Below are 19,731 nucleotides of genomic sequence, written 5' to 3'. Positions count from 1 at the left end.
TGTGGGAATCGAACCCACCCCGGATGGTTTTAGCACCCGGCTGAAGGATTTGAAGTCCTCGGGGCCCACCAGAACCCATCCATTCCCGGCTATATCATAATACTTTATCCTGCTCCTGTCGTCTATTCGAAGCTATCCGAGCCAGGCGACAGCCTCGATCTCGACGAGACCACCCAGCGGCAGGGCTGCGACCTCGAATGCCGCTCGTGCTGGAGGATCTCCATCAAAAAAACTGCTGTACACCTCATTCATCGCCTTAAAATCACCAATCGATTGAAGAAGCACCGTAACCTTGACGATCGACTCCATCCCGCCTCCCGATGCGCTGACTATCCCCTTTATATTATTCATAGCGCGCTCCACCTGGGCCGCTATCCCCTCGCACAATGTGCCGGTCGCTGGATCGAGCCCGAGCTGTCCCGATATGAAGAGAAATTCTCCCGCCCGTACCGCCTGGCTGTATGCTCCGACCGCGGCGGGAGCCTTATCGGTCCTTATGATCTGTTTCAATCTCTCCTCCCCTGGCAAATGAATGTCCCTCTTCCGTCTTGAATTTATTCAACCGTTACGCTCTTTGCCAGATTTCGCGGTTGATCGACGTGGCACCCTCTCAGCACGGCGATATGATAGGCAAGAAGCTGCAACGGTATTACCGACAGGATCGGATAAAGGAAATCAAGAGTACTTGGCACAAAGATCACGTGATCGGCCATCTTGATCAACTCTTCATTACCCTCATCTGTTATAGCGATCAGTTTTCCCTTTCGAGCCCTGACTTCGTTGATATTGCCAAGTATCTTCTGGTAAGCGGCGTCCCTTGGAGCAATCACGACAACCGGCATATTTTCATCTATAAGGGCGATCGGCCCGTGTTTCATCTCGGCAGCGGGATACCCTTCCGCGTGCACATAGGAGATCTCCTTGAGTTTCAGCGCACCTTCAAGCGCGACCGGATAATTCGCGCCCCTTCCCAGATAGAGAAAATTGTTATGATGATGGTATTCTTCTGCTATCTGCCTGATCTTGTCATTGGACTGGAGTATCTGCGATACCTGGTCTTTCAGCGCTGTGAGGGCATCTATCATCCGCTGTCCTTCTGAAAGCGATATATTCCTCGTCCGACCCAGAGCAAGAGCAAAAAGACTAAGAACGGTTATCTGTGATGTGAAAGCTTTCGTCGAAGCGACGCCGATCTCGGGGCCTGCGTGGATATATACGCCCCCCTGCGTTTCCCGGGCTATCGTGCTTCCCACTACGTTGCATATACCCATCACTCTCGCGCCTTTGCTTTTTGCTTCTCTGAGGGCGGCGAGGGTGTCGACCGTCTCTCCAGACTGGCTGATCGCCAGGACGAGTGTACCTTCGTCCATTATAGGGTTCCTGTATCGAAACTCGCTGGCATATTCGACTTCCACCGGTATTCTCGCCGTCTCCTCGATCATGTATTCACCGAGAAGGCCGGCATGCCAGCTTGTCCCGCAGCCCAGGATCACTATCCTTCTCAGATCCCTCAACTGATCGTCAGTCATGTTCAGTCCACCGAGTTTTGCTTTTCCAGTCTCTCGTATCAGGCGGCCTCGCATCGCGTTATGGATAGTATCAGGCTGCTCGAAGATCTCCTTGAGCATAAAATGTTCAAATCCGCTCTTTTCGATCATCTCAAGATCCCAGTCGATTTCGGTAATGATATGTTCGACATATTCATTTTTCAGCGTCATCGTGGTAAATGAATCGGGGGTGGCGACTACCATCTGCTGATCCTCAAGGTAGATCACCTGCCTTGTGTGCTTTAGAATGGCGGCAACATCGCTAGCTATGAAATACTCGTCATCTCCGATACCGACGACTACCGGAGAGCCATTTCTTGCGCCAACTATTTTGGTCGGTTCAAGCACGGATATGACTATCAATCCATATGTTCCCTCGACCACCTCAAGTGCTTTCTGAACTGCGAATTCGAGATTTGATCCGTCATAGAACTCCTCGATCAGATGGGCAAGTACTTCAGTATCGGTCTCCGATCTGAATTTGTGGCCCTGAGCTTCAAGCGATTTTTTTATCGTCGTATAATTCTCAATGATCCCATTATGGACAAGCGCTATCTTCATGTTGGTATCGTAATGCGGATGAGCGTTGACCCTGTTGGGTTCGCCGTGCGTCGCCCACCTTGTGTGAGCTATACCTACCGTTCCGGTAAGATCGATACCTTTGAGTTTTTCTTCCAGCTTGATTATCTTCCCCGGCATTTTTTCAGTGACAAGTTTTCCGTTATTAACCACAGCAAGGCCGGCCGAGTCGTACCCCCTGTATTCAAGTCTCTTCAAACCTTCCAGGAGGATCTCTCCCACATTACCGCTCTTGCCTGTATATCCGATGATTCCGCACATTATATCTCCTTGTCCCTTATCTGGTCCCCTTTATCATTATAACGGGACGGATGGCTCCGGGCCCCCAGGATATCCCCCGCTTTATTAATCATCGATTCAGCCTCTTCCGGACTCCCTGCCTCTGCTATTATCCGCACTACCGGTTCCGTATTCGATCTTCTCAGGTGAATCCACCCCGCTTTCATATCAATTCTTATACCATCGAGAAAGTTGGATTCGCCGTCGAATTTATTTTCCAGCTCATCGATGACCATTTCGAGATCTCCCTCGAACGAAAATTTTTCCTTCATTATGTAGTACGGTGGAAATGCGGCGACCTTGTCCTTCAGGCTCAGATCCTCCTCGGCAAGCAGCTGGAGTATCAGAGCGATACCGGTCATCGCGTCTCTTCCATAATGCATCAATGGATATATGACGCCTCCGTTACCTTCTCCCCCTATGACTGCCCCTGACTCCTTCATCACCGCGATCACATTCGCTTCTCCCACTTTCGATCTGAGGGTGGCGGCATCATGCCTGCGAGCGATATCCTCTATCAGGCGCGTCGTGGAAAGGTTTGCCGCGACGGGTCCCTTCTCTTTCCCAAGAATAAAATCAGCGGCAAGAGAAAGTGTCAGCTCCTCACTGAGAACGATCCCGTCCTCATCGACAAGGACAAGCCTGTCAGCGTCGGGATCGCACGCGAAACCCAGATCTGCCTTTCCCCGGATGACGGCATCTGAAAGATCCCCAAGATTCGCCGGCCTCGGTTCCGGATCATGGGGGAACGGCTTATCGATCTCCGTGTTTAACGCCTCGAATTCCACTCCGAGCCTGTCGAGAAGGGAGGGGATGATCCTGCTTCCCGCACCGTTTACGCAATCGATCGCCACGCGGAACCTTTTTTCGGCTATCTTTTCCGGATCTATGCAACCAAGAGCCGCGATCCTGTCAATATGAATATTATCAGCATTATCGACTACACTGTAGCTTCCAGATCTGTCCGGCGGTCCGTAAAGAATCGATTTCGAATCGACTTCCCCTCTTATCAGATCGACCGCCGCCTGATCGATAAATTCTCCTTTACCGTCGAGGAACTTCAGAGCATTCCACTTTTCGTTGTTATGGCTGGCCGTTATTATGATCCCGCCATCCGCTCCAAGCTCTTCTACCATTATTTCTACCGTGGGAGTCGATGCTATGCCGATATCGACTACGTCTATCCCCTTGAAGCGCAGGACAGAAAATACCGCTGAGGCGATAGAAGGCCCTGAAGCTCTCGTATCCCTTCCTACGACAATGAGGTTTCCCTTGAGCCAGTTGGCGTACGCGGCGGTAAACCTTGCGGCGACTTCGGGATTCATCCCCTCTCCAAGGATACCCCTTACGCCCGAGACACTTACCATCAATGAGTCGGATCTGTACACCCGGCTACCTTTCTAAATCGCCAATGATCGACAATAATCAGGTTATAACTTAAATTAATCAGGGGTTATTGTCAATGCATCCTGATGACATGAGGGATTTATCTTGCTATTTATGGGGAAACGCCCGCTGATACCTCGGATTATCCTGATTTGGATTATTTTATCAGTGCCTGTGGGCAGGATGCTACCGGCTTTCTTCCACAACCTCATGATAGGAGCCTTCGGTGATCCATTTCTCACCGACTTTTTCCCAATCCGGGACATGGTCGGCGTTTATATACCTCTCCCATTTGTATATTCCTGATTGCTGCGCCAGTCGTATGAACTGCATGGTTAGAAGATCGCTGCTGAGTATCACGACAGATCGGACCATCCCCTTCTTTTTGTAGTATTTCTGCCCCGTTTCTATTATTCTCTGCGACTCTTCAGGCAATGGTTCAAGAGTCCTCATATCTACAAAAACACCGAATCCGGGTTTGGCCGTTTCGAGGATCTTTTTTGATTCCTCCAGCCACCGGTTCATTTCTTCACCTTTTATATTTCCTCCGAGTGTCAACCTGTACCCGTATTTCTCTCTTTCTATCCTGAACATACTCTGTCTCCCGACCGATCTGTCAAACCAGATCAAATAACAGACACCGATATCGACTTTATATAATCAGATTATCGGCCAGATTCCCCTTACCTTTAAAAAAAAGGGGTGGAAATCGAGATTTCCACCCCTGTCACTACCAATAAAACGTCCTGTTATTTGGGACGCTCTTCGAGCAGATGCTGAACCACGAGCGGATCTGCAAGCGTAGTCGTATCACCGATATCATCACTGCCGGTGGCAATGATCTTCAGGATACGCCGCATGATCTTTCCGCTTCTCGTTTTCGGAAGCGCGTCCGCGAACTGGATCACGTCCGGTTTCGCGATCGGGCCGATCTCTTCACCGACATGCGCTCTGAGTACCTTCTTGAGCTCTTCTGTCTTTTCTACACCGGCCTGAAGAGTAACGAAAGCGTACAGTCCCTGTCCCTTGATCTCGTGAGGCATAGGTACTACGGCAGCCTCGGCTACGGTGTCATGGCTTACAAGGGCGCTCTCTACTTCCATAGTCCCGATCCTGTGGCCGGAGACATTTATTACATCATCAACACGTCCCATGATCCAGAAATATCCATCCTCATCCTGTCGTGCTCCGTCGCCGGTGAAATAGACGTCCTTGAAGCGGCTGAAGTAGACATCCTTGAATCTCTGGTCATCGCCCCAGATCGTCCTGAGCATTGAAGGCCAGGGTTTCTGAATGGTGAGGTATCCGCCTTCGTTGACATCAGCAGGAGAACCGTCCTCCCTGACGACCTGCGGGAAGATACCGGGGAAAGGCCTCGTGGCTGAACCGGGTTTGATCGGGAACGCTCCCGGGAGCGGGGTAATAAGTATCCCGCCGGTCTCTGTCTGCCACCATGTGTCGACGATCGGGCATCTTCCGCCGCCAACTATGTTGTAATACCACATCCATGCTTCCGGGTTGATCGGTTCGCCGACAGTACCGAGAAGCCTGAGGCTTGACATATCATGCTTTGTCACCCAATCGTCGCCGGAACGGGCGATCGCCCTGATCGCGGTCGGAGCGGTATAGAAGATGTTGACCTTGTATTTCTCAACGATCTCCCAGAAACGGTCCGGATTCGGATAGCTCGGGACGCCTTCGAACATAAGAGTCGTGGCGCCGAGATTCAACGGACCGTAAACAATATACGAATGCCCGGTGATCCATCCGATATCGGCAGTACACCAGTAAATATCATCATCCTTGATATCGAAGACCAACTTTGTAGTCATTGATGTATAGAGCAGGTATCCACCTGTGGTGTGGACGACGCCCTTGGGTTTTCCCGTCGTGCCGCTTGTGTAAAGGATGAAGGAGACGTCTTCTGAATCCATTTCTTCCCAGGGGCATTCAGCGCTTACATCGGCCATCTCGTCATGCCACCAGGTATCGCGTCCTTCGACCATATTGACTTCGGAGTTCGTCCTGTTCAGGACTATGACGTTCTTTACCGAGGGGGATCCCTTGAGAGCCTCATCAACATTGACCTTCAGAGGAATGACCTTACCGCTTCTGAATGACCCGTCCGCGGTAACGAGGAGTTTCGATTCGGCATCGACGTTACGGTCCATGATCGAATTGGCGCTGAAACCGCCGAAGACTATGCTGTGAATGGCACCGATCCGTACGCACGCGAGCATCGCTATCGCGAGCTCGGGAACCATCGGCATGTAAAGGGTGACCCTGTCGCCTTTTTTAATGCCATATTTCTTAAGTACGTTGGCGAACTTGCATACTTCTGCGTGAAGTTCCCTGTAGGTGAATTTTTTGGAATCGCCTTCAGGTTCGCCTTCCCAGATGATCGCTGTCTTGTCAGCACGTCCATCTTCAAGGTGTTTATCGAGACAGTTATATGCGATATTGGTCTTTCCGCCGCTGAACCATTTGGCTTTTGGAGGATCCCACTCAAGGACTGAGTCCCATTCCTTGAACCAGTGGACATATTCCCTGGCCTGCTCGGCCCAGAAACCTTCGAAATCATCAGTAGCTTTCTTTGCAAGAGCTTTATATTCATCCAGGCTCTTTATATGAGCCTTCTCGACGAACTCCGCCGACGGCTTAAACTGCCTTTTCTCGTCAAGCATCGAAGTTATCGTCTTTTTCTCATCTGCCATCTGCAACCTCCCATAGGTTCTCTGTTTTAAGTGTGAGATTCTTTCATTCAGCTGTTTAAATCTCAATCCGGGCTTCGCATGATACCTTTATGGACCGATCATGTCAACAGTAAATAATAGTGGGACCGGTTCGGATGCAAGTTTCTTTTTTCATCTTCCGCGATCGGGTTGAACGACTCTTGACATCAGGCCAAAAAAATCTTACCTATAGTAATGTCCAGTCATCCTGTATCTGGTATGAACAGTCTTTCTTCCGGAGGTTGTGATGGAGTTCGTTACAAACGCGATAGGCAGAAAAGTCCCTGTCGAAGTAAATGGTGTTGCGAAAAAGGCTTATAAGGAAGCCTACGATCCTGGTTATAACGATCCCCTGGCGGGCAGGCCTGGAAATGCCAGAATGCGCGACGGGCAGAGCAAGGTAACGACACTCGATGATGTAGTAGACCTGATCGATAACGGCGACTGGATCTCTTATCCCCATTATTACAGGCTTGGCGATCATGGCCTGAAAATGATCGTTGAAAAACTCAGGGAAAAGGGGAAAAAAGGAGTCTATCTGCTGGGAAACGCTTTTTTCGATAACTGTGTCCCTTGGCTCCCCGAAGCTATCGCCGACGGGACGCTGGCGGGTATAACGGGCAGCTGCTATCGCGCGATGGGAGAGTATCTCATGCGGGGGGATTTTCTTCCCTGGATCGTCACCGGCTACGGGCACGGCAACAGGGTAAGGAGATTCCACACCGGGGAAGTCAGGGTAAAGGTAGCCTTCGGCCCCGTGCCGATCGCTGATAAATGGGGGAATGCCAATGGCCTTATGGGCGATCCAGCTTCGTGGGTAGGTCCGCTCGGCCTCTTTCTCGCCGATACCCTCTGGGCTGAAAACGTCTGCCTGCTTGCCGGAGAGATCACAGAAAATTACCTCTTCCCGCGATCCCTGTCGATGATCGACGTCGATCATGTCGTAAAGGTCGATAATCCTGGCGACAGTTCGGGAGTCGGTTCAGGCACACTCGATATCGAAAAGATCCGGGCTAACAGGTTCAACTCGCAGATCGCGTCGCAGGTGCTTAACGTGATGCAGGCGGCAGGCACGATCTTTGACGGATTCAATTTCCAGGTCGGTTCCGGGGCTGGTCTGATCGTTCTTGACGAGATATACAAGATCCTCAAAAACCGCGATATAAAAGCCGGGTTCGCGATCGGTGGCTGTACATCCCTCCATGTCGAGATGCTCCAGGCTGGAGTGATCGAAAATCTGCTCCACGGACAGTGCTTCGAACCCTCTGAAAAGGTCATAAAGTCGATGTTGTACGATCACAACCATTATGAGATATCTACGGGGGAATATGACGACATGGCTAACAAGGAGAACGCCGTCAATATGCTTGATGTTTCAGTGCTGTCGACTCTTGAGATGGACACCTCGTTCAATGTCAACAGTATATGCGCTGGAGGCCGAATCATAGGCGGGATCGGCGGCGCGCAGGGTGTGGCGGCCGGATCGGAATTGACGATAATGTTTCTCCCCCTTGCCACCGGGAAGAAGGAGTCTGGAAAAGGATTCGCGCGTATCGTCGATGAAGTATATACGGTATCGATCCCCGGCGAAGTCATCGACGTAGCAGTCACGGAAGAATATATCGCAATAAATCCCCGCAGCGGGTCTAAATATTTAGACAGATTAAAAAAAGAAGCATCTTCCAGGGACCTCAAGCTGGTGAGTATAGAGGAACTTCACGATCTCTCGCTGAAAGCCGCGGCGGAGATCGGGCCGACGCCCCCTAAGCCTGAAGCGACCGATACTCCTGTCGAGGTGGTCGAGTGGAGAGACGGTACTATTCTCGACACGATCTTCAAGACAGTCTAGCAGAGTTACCACCCGATTAAAAAGGGCCAGGCATTGCTGCCTGGCCCTTTCTTTATCAACGCCGCTGTCAAAAGTGTCTATTCGCCCGATCCAGGCATCGCGGCCCAGTGTTCGTATAACTTCCATCTTCTGTTGATGATCTCCTGATTCTCTTTCAGAAGAGCCGCGGCGACGTCGGGATGGGCGTTCTTCAACGCCCTGTATCTGTTCTCATTATAGATGTAATCCTCAACCGGGATCGAAGGCGCTTTTGAATCGAGTTGCATCGGGTTCTTGCCTTCAGCTACAAGAGCCGGGTTATATCTGAACAACGGCCAGGCTCCTGATTCGACGGCAGCCTTCTGCTGGCTGAATCCTCTTCTCATATTGATTCCATGACCGATGCAATGCGCGTAGGCGATTATAAGGGAAGGTCCGTCGTAAGCTTCGGCTTCCAGGAAAGCCTTGATAGTCTGGCTTTCGTTGTATCCCATCGCGATCCTGGCGACATAGACATACCCGTACGTCATGATCATCATACCAAGGTCTTTTTTCGGAGTTATCTTCCCACCCGCCGCGAATTTCGCTATCGCGCCGATCGGTGTGGCTTTGGACATCTGGCCGCCTGTATTTGAATAAGTCTCGGTGTCGAGTACGAGAATATTCGTGTCTCTCTTCTGCGCCATTACATGATCGAGTCCTCCATAACCGATATCATAAGCCCAACCGTCTCCACCAAGGACCCAGACGCTTTTCTTTACCAGGACATCGGCAAGACCGTCTAGATCTTTTGCTTCAGAGGAATCGATACCTTTCAATTTATCTCTCAGGGCCACTACCCTGTCTCTCTGCTCCTTAAGACCGGTCTCTGTCGACATGTCGGCATTTTTGATGCTGTCGACGAGCTTGTCCCCTATCTGGGAAGAGAGGCGCTCGAGCAACTCGGTGGCATATTCCTTCTGTTTGTCAAGGGCAAGCCGCATCCCGAAACCGAACTCCGCGTTATCCTCGAACAGCGAATTACTCCAGGTCACTCCCCTGCCCTCGCTGTTTTTAGTGTAAGGGGTCGCGGGAAGATTGCCCCCATAGATCGAACTGCACCCTGTCGCGTTTCCGACAAGCATCCTGTCACCGAAGAGTTGTGTCATCAGCTTGACATATGGAGTTTCTCCGCAACCAGCACAGGCTCCCGAAAACTCAAAGAGAGGTTCGAGAAACTGTACCGTCCTTGTAGCGTTTATCTTGAGTTTTGTCCGGTCGATGTATGGCAGAGACAGGAAGAAATCCCAGTTCACCATCTCCTGGCTTCTGATCGGAGGCTGCATCGCGAGATTGATCGCCTTTTTCCCTTCCTCTTCCTTGTTTTTCGCGGGACAGGTCTCCACGCAGAGGCCGCATCCCGTACAATCTTCGGGAGCTATCTGAAGAGTGAACTTCATCCCTTTGAATTCCTTCGCTATCGCGTCTACCGATTTGAAAGCGGAAGGAGCTTTTTCAAGAAGCTCGGGCTGATATACCTTCGTTCTGATAACCGCATGCGGACAGGCGAGCACGCATTTTCCACACTGAATGCATGTCGCGGGATCCCAGACCGGTATCTCCAGGGCGACGTTTCGTTTCTCGTATTTCGTAGTTCCTGTCGGGAATGAACCGTCGCAGGCAAACGCGCTGACCGGGATATCGTTTCCATCCATGGCGATCATCTTTCCGATCACATCCTTGACATAATCGGGAGAATTCTCAGGGACGGGCGGGATCATATGCAGTTTGCTGGTCGCTTCCTCCGGGATCTTGATCTCGTGGATATTCTCCAGAGCCTTGTCGACCGAGGCATAGTTCATGTTGACGACTTTTTCTCCCTTGCCGCTGTATGTCTTCTTGATGAAACGTTTGATCGACTCGACGGCTTCTTTCTCTGGCAGTATGTTGCTGAGAACGAAAAACCCTGTCTGCATGATCGTATTGATCCTCGATCCAAGTCCTATCTCTTTGGCGATCTCGAAACCGTTGATCACGAAAAACCTGAGTTTCTTGTCTATCATCTCCTGCTGTACTTCGATTGTCAGTTTGTCCCACGTCTCTTCGGCGGGATACGGGCTGTTAAGAAGGAATGTGGCTCCCTCCTTGGCGCACCTCAGAATATCAATCCTCTCCATGAAAGGGAACTGATGGCAGGCGACAAAATCAGCGCTTGCTATCAGGTATGGTGAATGGATCTGCTTCGGACCGAATCTCAGATGGGAGACCGTGACCGATCCAGCCTTCTTGGAATCATAGACGAAGTAGCCCTGGGCATAATTATCCGTGCCTTCACCGATGATCTTGATCGAGTTCTTGTTCGCCCCCACAGTTCCATCAGCGCCCAGGCCGAAGAAGACCGCCCTTGTCTGGCCGGGATGCTGAATGACGAAATGCTTGTCATATTCGATGCTCATGTTGGTCACATCATCATTTATGCCGACAGTAAAATGGTTCTTCGGTTTTTCAAGACCCATATTATCGAATACTCCAATGACCATCCCGGGAGTGAATTCTTTCGAAGAAAGACCATATCTCCCGCCGATCACCGAAGGAAATTCTTTGAAATGTCCGGCTGAGAGTTCACCATCTTCATGAAGGGCGGTGACTATATCCTCATAGAGGGGTTCGCCGATACTGCCCGGTTCCTTTGTCCTGTCAAGAGCGCATATCGTCTTCACGCTCGCGGGAAGAGCATTGATGAAATGGCTCACCGAGAATGGCCTGTACAGTCGCACCATAAGAAGCCCTATCTTTTCTCCTTTAGCGAGAAGATAATCCACCGTCTCAAGGGCGGTATCTGCCCCCGATCCCATCATGACTATTACCTTTTCAGCATCGGGAGCTCCGTGGTACTGAAACAGCTCGTACCTGCGCCCGGCGATCTTTTCGAATTTTTTCATGCACTTTTCGACGATCCCTGGACAGGCGGTATAATAGTTATTGATCGTTTCACGAGCCTGGAAGAAGGTGTCGGGGTTCTGAGCCGTTCCGCGTATTATTGGATTATCGGGAGAAAGAGCTCTTTTGCGATGCGCTCTCACCAGGTCATCGTCGATCATCGCTTTCATATCATCTTCAGTGAGAAGTTCCACTTTCTGGACTTCGTGCGAGGTGCGGAATCCATCGAAAAAATGCAAAAAGGGAACGCGCGATTCAAGGGTAGCGGCCTGGGATATCAGAGCGAGATCCATCGCCTCCTGTACCGAATTTGAAGATACCAGCGCAAACCCTGTCTGCCTCGCAGCCATCACGTCGCTATGATCCCCGAAGATCGAAAGAGCGTGTGTAGCCAGCGTACGCGCCGAGACATGAAAGACCGTCGAAGTCAACTCGCCGGCTATCTTGTACATGTTGGGGATCATGAGAAGAAGTCCCTGCGATGCGGTAAAAGTCGTCGTCAACGCCCCTCTCTGAAGTGCTCCATGGACCGCTCCGGAAGCACCTCCCTCACTCTGCATCTCAGTTACTTGCGGAACTGTCCCCCAGATATTCTTCTGCCCTTCCGACGACCACTGGTCGGAAAATTCTCCCATCGGGGAAGATGGAGTGATCGGGTAAATGGCGATGACCTCGCTGACCTTGTGCGCCGTATATGTAGTCGCTTCATTTCCGTCGATTGTGACAGTTTTCCTGCTCATACTGAAATCCTCCAGACCATCGAAACACGAACAAAACACCAGACTATTTGATTAGTAAGTAGTTCTTACATCTATTCTCCCTGCGTCCCTTGTTTTTCATGGAAACGCATACAGTAGGATAATCTTTTTTTGTGATTTGTCGAGTAAAAAACTCCTTTTCGGGGAAATTATCACCGTTCCTGAAGAATTATCGTTACAACGATCTTTTCCGTTCCCCTGGTAACGACAAACTCGACGGCGTCTCCCGGTTGAAGGTTTTTCAGCTTATCGGAGTATTCTTTCACCCCTTTCACTTCAACACCGGCGACGCTTGTGATTATATCACCTTCTCTAAGCCCCGCTATCTCTGCCGCGGAACCGGCTGTCACGGCGGCGATCCTGACTCCCTTTCCGGAGAATGCGAAATCAGGCATACTGCCTGTACTGGCTGTTCTCCTCCCGGCTTTCCTTTCACCTTCATGATCGGATCCCCCGGAGTCACCGGTAAAATGCAATCTTTCATCTGTGCCGGCGAGAAAGACCACCGCCTCTCTCGCAAGAGACGCGACACTGACCATCCCCCGGGGATCTATCCTGTCCGGCGTATCTTCCGGCGTGTGATAATCGGAATGGACTCCTGAAAAAAGCTGCACCGCGGGGACTCCAGCCTCTATGAACGATCCCTGATCGCTTGAATCAAGTCTTTCCCTTACGATTTCGACACCAGCTCCGGTCACGTACCCGGCTCCGAGGAATATATGCATCCATTCCCTGGCGCTCGAGCTGTCCAGTATCCTGACTTTTTTCCCGAACAGCCTTCCGACTGTATCGAGGTTTATCACTCCGATGATTTTTTCAGGAGGGTAACTCCTGTAGTTTTTCACAAAATATCCTGACCCGCGCAGTTTATCCTCTTCAGCTGTAAAAGCGGCAAAGACAAGGGTACGTGGAGGTCTCGCGTAGAGATTGAAATATCTCGCCAGTTCAAGCATTACAGCGACTCCGCTGGCGTTGTCGTCAGCCCCGTAATGTATCTTTCCGGCGTTACCTTTCCTGCAGTCAGGCCATCCTTTTCCGAGGTGGTCGTAATGAGCGCAGATCAATACCGCTTCCCCTGATTTTTCTTCATCGACTCCGGGAATGACCCCTATGATGTTCCTGAGTTCTCCTTTCTCCGACCCTGGCCCCGTCGAGCCTTCCCATAGCTGATAGAACGAATGATCATCCGCTCCAGGTTCGAGTCCGGCGCTGCTGAAACTGTCAGCTATATACCTGGCGGCAGCCTCTATACCCCTGGTACCGAGCCCTCTTCCCTCCATCCTGGCGTCAGCGAGACAGTTCAGATCATCCATCATCCTCTGCTCCGAAAAGGACGGAGGCAGTTCAGTGAGAGGAGCACGTTTCGCGGGTTCGATCCTCACGGGGTGTTCCTGCCGACTGTTTTCATCTGTAAATTGAAAAAGTGGAGAATCGACGACGCCCCAGCGGCCCTTGACCTGATTTTCCGGTTCTGAACCACTGAAAGCCAGATAGCTGTATTTGCCATAATGGGGCAGCTTTCTCGACAGCCCGTCGACAGCTTTCTCATCTCCGATAGAAAGCCATACCGCGACCGATCCGGGATCAAGGGGATGCCTCACTGCAACTGCAAAACTGTTGCCCTCTCTCTCTATCTCCTCCGGGCCGAAAGAGACCTTGTTTTCGGTGATCTCGCTGCCGTAGAGTCTCATCCCTTCGTCTATTATCGACATGTATCTGTTTTCTTCTCCAAAGATCCAGACGGCTCTGTCAGAGGGCAAGGGGCCTGTCTCACCACTGTCGACTATCTTTATATCCCTTGCCTGATCCCGCGCCCATTTCTCGGCCAGTATTCTGTACTTCCCACCCGTCTCACCTTCGCTGCCGGAAGGAAGGATTATAAGAACGGCCCGGGCGCCGAATATCGTAGAAAGCGAGGGAGGAGATTCGTTTGGATGAAGCCTGCGCATGATGTTGAAATATGGATCTACATGGACTGACAGCGGTCTTTGATCAAATTCTATCCTGTATTCTTCTCTCCTCTCATTCATCCTGACCTTTATGATCTCCACGGTATCAGCAAACTCTATCGCGACCGGAATATCGAGTTCAAAAGGATCTTCGGCCTGAACCTGTTCGATCTCGAAACGGATCTTGTTCCTTCCTTCCTCAATCACCGCTTCGCACAGCGAAAGATCCAGTTGCGGCGCGCCCTTTCTTTCTACCCATTGCGAAAAGAATCCTTCCAGACCGATCCCGGCCACTTCTTCGAACGACTTTCGAATATCGGTAAAGGAAGCTCTCCTGAATCTGTTTTCCGCGTAGAATCGTTTTAATCCTTCCACAAATAGCCTGTCCCCTACCTTGTCCCTAAGCATATTCCATATCATCATCGATTTGCCATATCCCACCGCCTCGGTCGCGGCATCACTGCGTGAATGGAATTCGGTGAGTGGAAAATCGTTTTCTCCGTTTACGTGCGCGGTGAACCGCTCAAGCGCCGATTGCCTGTACTGCGCCCCTTCTCCCCTCTGTTCCTTTATCAGGTGATCAGCCAGATACGTGGTAAGCCCCTCGCACCAGTTACCACTTCTGAAATCGACATAGACGCTGTTCCCCCACCAGTTGTGAAGAAGTTCATGCGGATAGGATGAATGCAGGATGAAAGGGAACCTTATGACTTTCTCGCCTAGAAGAGTGAAGGAAGGCATCCCGTATCCCGTCTCCCAGAAATTTTCCACAAGGGCGAATTTTGCGAACGGATATGGTCCGACCAGGGCCTCGTACATCTCAAGATATCGAGAGGTAGTCTCGATATACCTGAAGGCAAGAGCTTCATCCGGTCTTCTCAGAAAAGCGTTGAATTCTACCGGTCCGCCCGATGAGCTGTACTCGGTGAATTCCGCGGCGACAAGAAATATTTCCTCCATCGGCTCGTTGGAATCCCATTCGACGATTCTGCGCCCATGCGGCTGAATCGGGATACTCCTTTTACCCTGGCTGACCGCGTCCCATCCTTCGGGAAGATCCACAGTCATGTGGAACCGGACCATCTTATCACCGAAAGATGGCACCCAGCAGGTAGAACCTCCCAGATATACTCCTTCCCCGGAGATTATTCCCGGAGACTGGCCGAAAGACCTCGCGTACTCTTCTGCCGAATCTTCTACCGGGTAGAATATCTTCCCATGATATTCAAGTTTAAATGAATATCGCCGCGTACCTGTCCCGACATGGTCGAGATTATACCTATTCAGGATGATCGGTGGATTTTCGTTATCATATTCCCTGTCCATACCCGGGTCTGTCGGACGTTGCCTCCCGCCCGCGGCCGTGATCTCCACATGTGGATCGTGTGATATTATCTCCATATCTTCGGCGAGTAAGAAACTGACCGGGCGTTCGGCTGCCTGAGCGGGGATAGTTATCATGTCTTCGACTCTGATGTAGTTTTCGGATGGTTCGAGAATGACCGCTATCCGGTGCGTTATGACTTGGCCTGCTTCCTCTCCGGAATCGGCCCCGGCAGATATACGCTCTCCCGAACGGCAACCGGGAATGACAAGCAGCAAAACAAGATAAATCCCCGCTGCGAATTTTTTAGACACGCCTTATCCTTCCTTCATTCTCTGCTTCTGAAAATAAAAGGGACTGTCCGGAATCGTTTCCGGACAGTCCCCTCGACTCTTATCTATCGAAAACCGGCCTCGCAGGCAGTTAAGGCATTTCGATAAATCCATTATCCTGAAGGCTCTGAAACGATTCTCTCGCGTGTTTTATCGTCTTTTCCGCCTTTGCCTTCAATTCTTCATAAGTGAAATCGAGTCTGGCGATACCCTGTTCTATCGCCATCCTGCCGACGGCGGCAGCTTCACGCGGGTAGACTTCCCAGTTATCCATCGTGGGAAGAAGGAAATCTTCATGCATTCCTATATCTTCCGCTGTTTTTGCCAGTTCCCTGGCGGCGGCGACACACATCTCATCAGTGATCGTCTTCGCCATCACATCGAGAGTGCCCCTGAAGATGCCGGGGAATCCAAGCGAATTGTTGACCTGGTTCGGAAAATCGCTTCTGCCCGTGGCCACGATCCTGGCGCCCGCTTCCTTGGCATCCCACGGATATATCTCGGGAATGGGATTGGCGCAAACGAATACTATAGAGTCGTCCGCCATCGATTTGATCCATTCAGGTTTTACCGTATCCGGACCGACTTTTGACAGGGCGATCAGTACATCGGCGTTCTTTATCGCTTCCGGAGCATCCCCGGTCAGGTTATCGCCGTTGGTTATCTGGGCCATTTCCCATTTTTCCTTGTAAATCGTACTCAACTCTTTTTCCCTGCCCTTGTGGATGATCCCCTTGCTGTCGACCATCGTGATATTTTCCGCTGTCACTCCCGCCAGGATGATCATTTTCGCGATACAGATGTTGGCCGCTCCCGCGCCCAGCATCGCAACCTTGACTTCCGACATCTCCTTGCCCACGATCTTTACCGCGTTGATCAGGCCCGCCACAGTCACCGCGGCGGTTCCCTGCTGATCGTCGTGCCACACCGGTATGCGGCATTCCTTCCTGAGCGTATCAAGGATGCGGAAACATTTGGGCTGCGCGATATCCTCAAGGTTGAAACCACCGAAAGATGGCTGAAGAAGTTTTGCTGTTTCGATAAAGACGTCAGGATCCTTGGTATCGAGACAGATCTGGACACAATCGACGCCGCCGAGATATTTGAAAAGTATCGCTTTTCCTTCCATCACCGGTATCGCCGCTTCCGGCCCTATATCCCCGAGGCCGAGTACTCTTGTCCCATCTGATATTACCGCGATCATATTACCCTTGTTCGTGTGCTGGAAGACTGTCTCCGGATTATCCCTGATGTCGAGACAGGGCTTGGCGACCCCTGGAGTATACCAGATCGCGAAATCATCGATGTTGCGTATGCAGCATTTGGGCATGACGCCAAGTTTGCCCTTGTAGAAAGGGTGCAGTCTCATCGCGTCGGCAGCAGGTTGCTGCGCCTTGGCCAGAAGTTCTTCCTTGGTCATCTTTGAAGCCATCGATCTACCTCCTGTATCCGGTTGGCCGGGAGATGCTCTTGAAGTCCCGAACACCTGCTCCAGGCTGTTGATTATTTTTTTTCCTTCTTCCCCGTCCATTCAGCACCGGCTGTTCAGGACAGAAGTTCCTTACCAGCCTTCGACCCCTCATCAAAGGCCTTCATATTCAGTTCTTCGGTACCTTTCGGTACTCGGGCAAGAATAGCTTTCTTTATCGATTCCTCAGAGACGATACCCGAGATGGCGGTGAGGATCCCGAGAGCGACTATATTAGTCACTACGGCTTTGCCGACCGTGTTGATGGCAATCTCTGTTATGGGGGCTGAAAAGACCCTGAAATCGCCGTCGGGCAATTCCTTGACCGACGTTGAGTCTATGATCAGGATGCCTCCGGTCTTGAGATCTGTAGAATATTTCAGGCATGACTCCTGGGTCAGGGAAAGCAGAAGATCGAGTTCGATAGCTTTCGGATATTCGATCTCCCCGTCGCTTATGACGACCTCAGCTTTACTCGCTCCACCCCTCGCTTCTGGACCGTAACTCTGGGTCTGGACAGCGTTGCGTCCCTCGTATATCGCGGCGGCTTCGGCAAGGATCTTTCCGGCAAGAATCAAACCCTGTCCTCCAGAACCGCTTAAACGGATCTCATATCTTTCCATTATTCTTCCGTCCTGACATTTTTGATTAACTTTCCGTACTCGCTGGTGAATTCAGCTTTCTCAATATCGCAAAGTATCCCCGTGCTGACCTTCCCTTCCCGCTCCTCTTCTGTCAATTTTTCATACTTGGCCAGCGGGACAGTATTATCCCTCATCCATTCCATCATCTTTACGGGATTGGCCATCCTGTTCCTTCTCCCGTAAGCGGTAGGACATGGAGTCATTATCTCTACAAGAGAAAAACCTTTTTTCTGAAGAGCCTTGGTAATATATTTTTCGCATTGCTGCACATGATAGACATCGGTTCTCGCGACAAAGGAAGCTCCCGCCGCTATCGCGAGGCCGCTCGTATTAAACGACGCTTCGAGATTCCCATGCTGTGCGGTAGAAGCCTTCGAACCCCTCGGAGTCATCGGGGAACACTGCCCGCCGGTCATCCCGTAGATGTAGTTATTATAGAGAAGGACCGTAAGATCGATATTTCGCCTCGCCGCGTGTATGAAATGGTTTCCCCCTATCGCCGTGGCATCTCCATCGCCGGTGATGACGATCACTTTCAGATCGGGGTTTGCCAGTTTGACTCCCGTGGCGAACGGCAACGCCCTGCCATGAGTCGTATGCAGGGTGTTCAGGTCGATATACCCCGGTGTCCTGCTGGAACATCCAATACCCGAGACCATGACAGACTCATCCCTCGATATGTTAAGTTTATCTATCGATCTGATCAGCGCCTTGAGGATGATCCCGTCCCCGCAACCGGCGCACCAGATGTGAGGAAAATTGTTTTCCCTGATATATTCGATATAATTAAACAATCAGACCACCCCCTTTATCAATTCCACTATCTCTCCTGGAGTGATCGGCTGTCCATCGACCCTGTTGAGTTTATGGACTGCGGTCTTGCATTGACAGGCAAGTTTTACTTCCCTGGCCATCTGGCCCATGTTCATCTCCGGAACTATGATCCCTTTGACTCTGCCGGCTACTTCGAGCAGATCGTCTTCAGGGAAAGGCCATATGACGGTAGGTTGAAAGAGTCCGACCTTGATCCCGGCGTTGCGGCAGATGGAGATCGCGCTCCGGGCCGAACGTGATACTGAACCGTAAGCAAAGATCGCTATCTCGGCATCTTCGAGCATGAGCGTCTTGTTTTTGATTATATCTTTTCTGTTCAGCATGATCTTGTCGGTCAGGCGCCTTATCAGAGCATCGATGACCACCGAATCATTCGTTGGAAAACCGGTCTCGTCGTGACATAATCCTGTTACGTTATATTTATACCCGGTACCAAAAGGAGCAAGGACCGGAATGAGGTTTTCCGTCTTCCTGTAGGGAAGATATTCGTCCGGTGGAATATCGGGTTTTACCCTGTCGATGATCTCGTATTGCGAACTCTCCGGAATAACGACCTTCTCTGTCGTATGCCCCACTATCTCGTCAAGGAGAAGGATGACCGGAGTCATATATTTCTCGGAGAGATTGAAAGCTCTTATCGTCTGTTCATAAGATTCCTGAGCGGATCCTGCCACAAGCGCAATGACACCTCTGTCGCCGTGGCTGCCCCATCTGGCCTGCTGAACATCCATCTGTGCCGGCAGGGTAGGCATCCCCGTACTCGGTCCGCCTCTCATCACGTTGATGACAACGCAGGGGACTTCAGCCATGCTGGCATATCCGATATTCTCCTGCTTCAGGCTGAATCCCGGACCGGATGTCGCGGTCATCGATTTCAACCCTGCCAGGGAAGCTCCGACTATCGCTCCCATCGCGGCGATCTCATCTTCCATTTGAATGAATTTGCCGCCAAGCCTGGGAAGAGCAACGGAAAGATGCTCCGCGATCTCGGAAGAGGGTGTGATAGGATATCCGGCGAAAAACCGGCAACCGGCCGCCAGGGCTCCTTCAGCACATGCCTGGTTTCCCTGCATCATGCGTATCCGGCTGGAAGGATCATTATTCAAAATGATCTACTCCTTTTTAAGGACTCTCTGCAGTCCCTGTTAAAAG

General features: G+C 51.1%; 12 protein-coding genes. 1 reads left to right on the top strand and 11 read right to left on the bottom strand.

Features of this window, described 5'->3' with window-relative positions; genetic code table 11:
- Nucleotides 1–132 precede the first annotated feature (132 nt).
- The 5 genes from JW814_12440 to acs all read right to left on the bottom strand — a co-directional run bounded on the left by JW814_12440 (nucleotide 133) and on the right by acs (nucleotide 6,505).
- Nucleotides 133–510 (bottom strand): RidA family protein, encoded by a 378-nt coding sequence (locus tag JW814_12440; GenBank protein ID MBN2072254.1) that lies wholly within the window; start codon nucleotides 508–510, stop codon nucleotides 133–135.
- Nucleotides 511–554: 44 nt separating this feature from the next.
- Complete coding sequence (glmS, locus tag JW814_12435; GenBank protein MBN2072253.1) at nucleotides 555–2,387, bottom strand: glutamine--fructose-6-phosphate transaminase (isomerizing); 1,833 nt, start codon at nucleotides 2,385–2,387, stop codon at nucleotides 555–557.
- Nucleotides 2,387–3,793: a phosphoglucosamine mutase gene (gene glmM, locus JW814_12430; protein MBN2072252.1), complete on the bottom strand. Its 1,407-nt coding sequence runs from the start codon at nucleotides 3,791–3,793 to the stop codon at nucleotides 2,387–2,389. The genes glmS and glmM overlap by 1 nt, the downstream gene beginning before the upstream one ends.
- A 184-nt stretch (nucleotides 3,794–3,977) precedes the next feature.
- A complete protein-coding gene (locus JW814_12425; protein ID MBN2072251.1) occupies nucleotides 3,978–4,385 on the bottom strand; it encodes a hypothetical protein in 408 nt (135 codons plus the stop codon).
- 155 nt (nucleotides 4,386–4,540) lie between these two features.
- Nucleotides 4,541–6,505 carry an acetate--CoA ligase gene (acs, locus tag JW814_12420; protein ID MBN2072250.1) on the bottom strand — a complete coding sequence of 655 codons (1,965 nt, stop codon included), beginning with the start codon at nucleotides 6,503–6,505 and terminating at the stop codon, nucleotides 4,541–4,543.
- Between the two features lie 265 nt (nucleotides 6,506–6,770).
- On the opposite strand from acs, the gene JW814_12415 reads away from it, so the two are divergent.
- Nucleotides 6,771–8,372: a hypothetical protein gene (locus JW814_12415; GenBank protein ID MBN2072249.1), complete on the top strand. Its 1,602-nt coding sequence runs from the start codon at nucleotides 6,771–6,773 to the stop codon at nucleotides 8,370–8,372.
- A gap of 77 nt (nucleotides 8,373–8,449) precedes the next feature.
- On the opposite strand, the gene nifJ is transcribed toward JW814_12415, so the two are convergent.
- From nifJ to JW814_12385, 6 genes are all read right to left on the bottom strand, one after another.
- Nucleotides 8,450–12,010, bottom strand: coding sequence for a pyruvate:ferredoxin (flavodoxin) oxidoreductase (gene nifJ, locus JW814_12410; GenBank protein MBN2072248.1), 3,561 nt, complete (start codon nucleotides 12,008–12,010; stop codon nucleotides 8,450–8,452).
- Nucleotides 12,011–12,180: 170 nt separating this feature from the next.
- Nucleotides 12,181–15,615, bottom strand: a complete 3,435-nt coding sequence (locus JW814_12405; protein MBN2072247.1) for a M20/M25/M40 family metallo-hydrolase — start codon at nucleotides 15,613–15,615, stop codon at nucleotides 12,181–12,183.
- Between the two features lie 109 nt (nucleotides 15,616–15,724).
- Nucleotides 15,725–17,065 carry an NADP-dependent malic enzyme gene (locus tag JW814_12400; GenBank protein ID MBN2072246.1) on the bottom strand — a complete coding sequence of 447 codons (1,341 nt, stop codon included), beginning with the start codon at nucleotides 17,063–17,065 and terminating at the stop codon, nucleotides 15,725–15,727.
- A 113-nt stretch (nucleotides 17,066–17,178) separates the two neighbouring features.
- Nucleotides 17,179–17,727 carry a 2-oxoacid:acceptor oxidoreductase family protein gene (locus JW814_12395; protein ID MBN2072245.1) on the bottom strand — a complete coding sequence of 183 codons (549 nt, stop codon included), beginning with the start codon at nucleotides 17,725–17,727 and terminating at the stop codon, nucleotides 17,179–17,181.
- Complete coding sequence (locus JW814_12390; GenBank protein MBN2072244.1) at nucleotides 17,724–18,539, bottom strand: 2-oxoacid:ferredoxin oxidoreductase subunit beta; 816 nt, start codon at nucleotides 18,537–18,539, stop codon at nucleotides 17,724–17,726. Before JW814_12390 ends, JW814_12395 begins: the two co-directional genes overlap by 4 nt.
- The gene (locus JW814_12385; protein ID MBN2072243.1) at nucleotides 18,540–19,652 is read right to left on the bottom strand and encodes a 2-oxoacid:acceptor oxidoreductase subunit alpha; all 1,113 of its coding nucleotides are present in this window, start codon (nucleotides 19,650–19,652) and stop codon (nucleotides 18,540–18,542) included.
- Nucleotides 19,653–19,731 lie beyond the last annotated feature (79 nt).

This window comes from Candidatus Krumholzibacteriota bacterium (assembly GCA_016932415.1).
Taxonomy (GTDB): domain Bacteria; phylum Krumholzibacteriota; class Krumholzibacteriia; order Krumholzibacteriales; family Krumholzibacteriaceae; genus Krumholzibacterium.
The sequence above is the reverse complement of the archived record's forward strand: the minus strand, read 5'-3'. Positions and strand labels throughout refer to the sequence as shown.

What these genes read in the sequence shown, in the direction of transcription:
- glmS (MBN2072253.1), bottom strand. Translation starts at nt 2,387, where the DNA reads ATGTGCGGAATCATCGGATATACAGGCAAGAGCGGTAATGTGGGAGAG.
- JW814_12425 (MBN2072251.1), bottom strand. Translation starts at nt 4,385, where the DNA reads ATGTTCAGGATAGAAAGAGAGAAATACGGGTACAGGTTGACACTCGGA.
- acs (MBN2072250.1), bottom strand. Translation starts at nt 6,505, where the DNA reads ATGGCAGATGAGAAAAAGACGATAACTTCGATGCTTGACGAGAAAAGG.
- JW814_12415 (MBN2072249.1), top strand. Translation starts at nt 6,771, where the DNA reads ATGGAGTTCGTTACAAACGCGATAGGCAGAAAAGTCCCTGTCGAAGTA.
- nifJ (MBN2072248.1), bottom strand. Translation starts at nt 12,010, where the DNA reads ATGAGCAGGAAAACTGTCACAATCGACGGAAATGAAGCGACTACATAT.
- JW814_12400 (MBN2072246.1), bottom strand. Translation starts at nt 17,065, where the DNA reads ATGGCTTCAAAGATGACCAAGGAAGAACTTCTGGCCAAGGCGCAGCAA.
- JW814_12385 (MBN2072243.1), bottom strand. Translation starts at nt 19,652, where the DNA reads ATGCAGGGAAACCAGGCATGTGCTGAAGGAGCCCTGGCGGCCGGTTGC.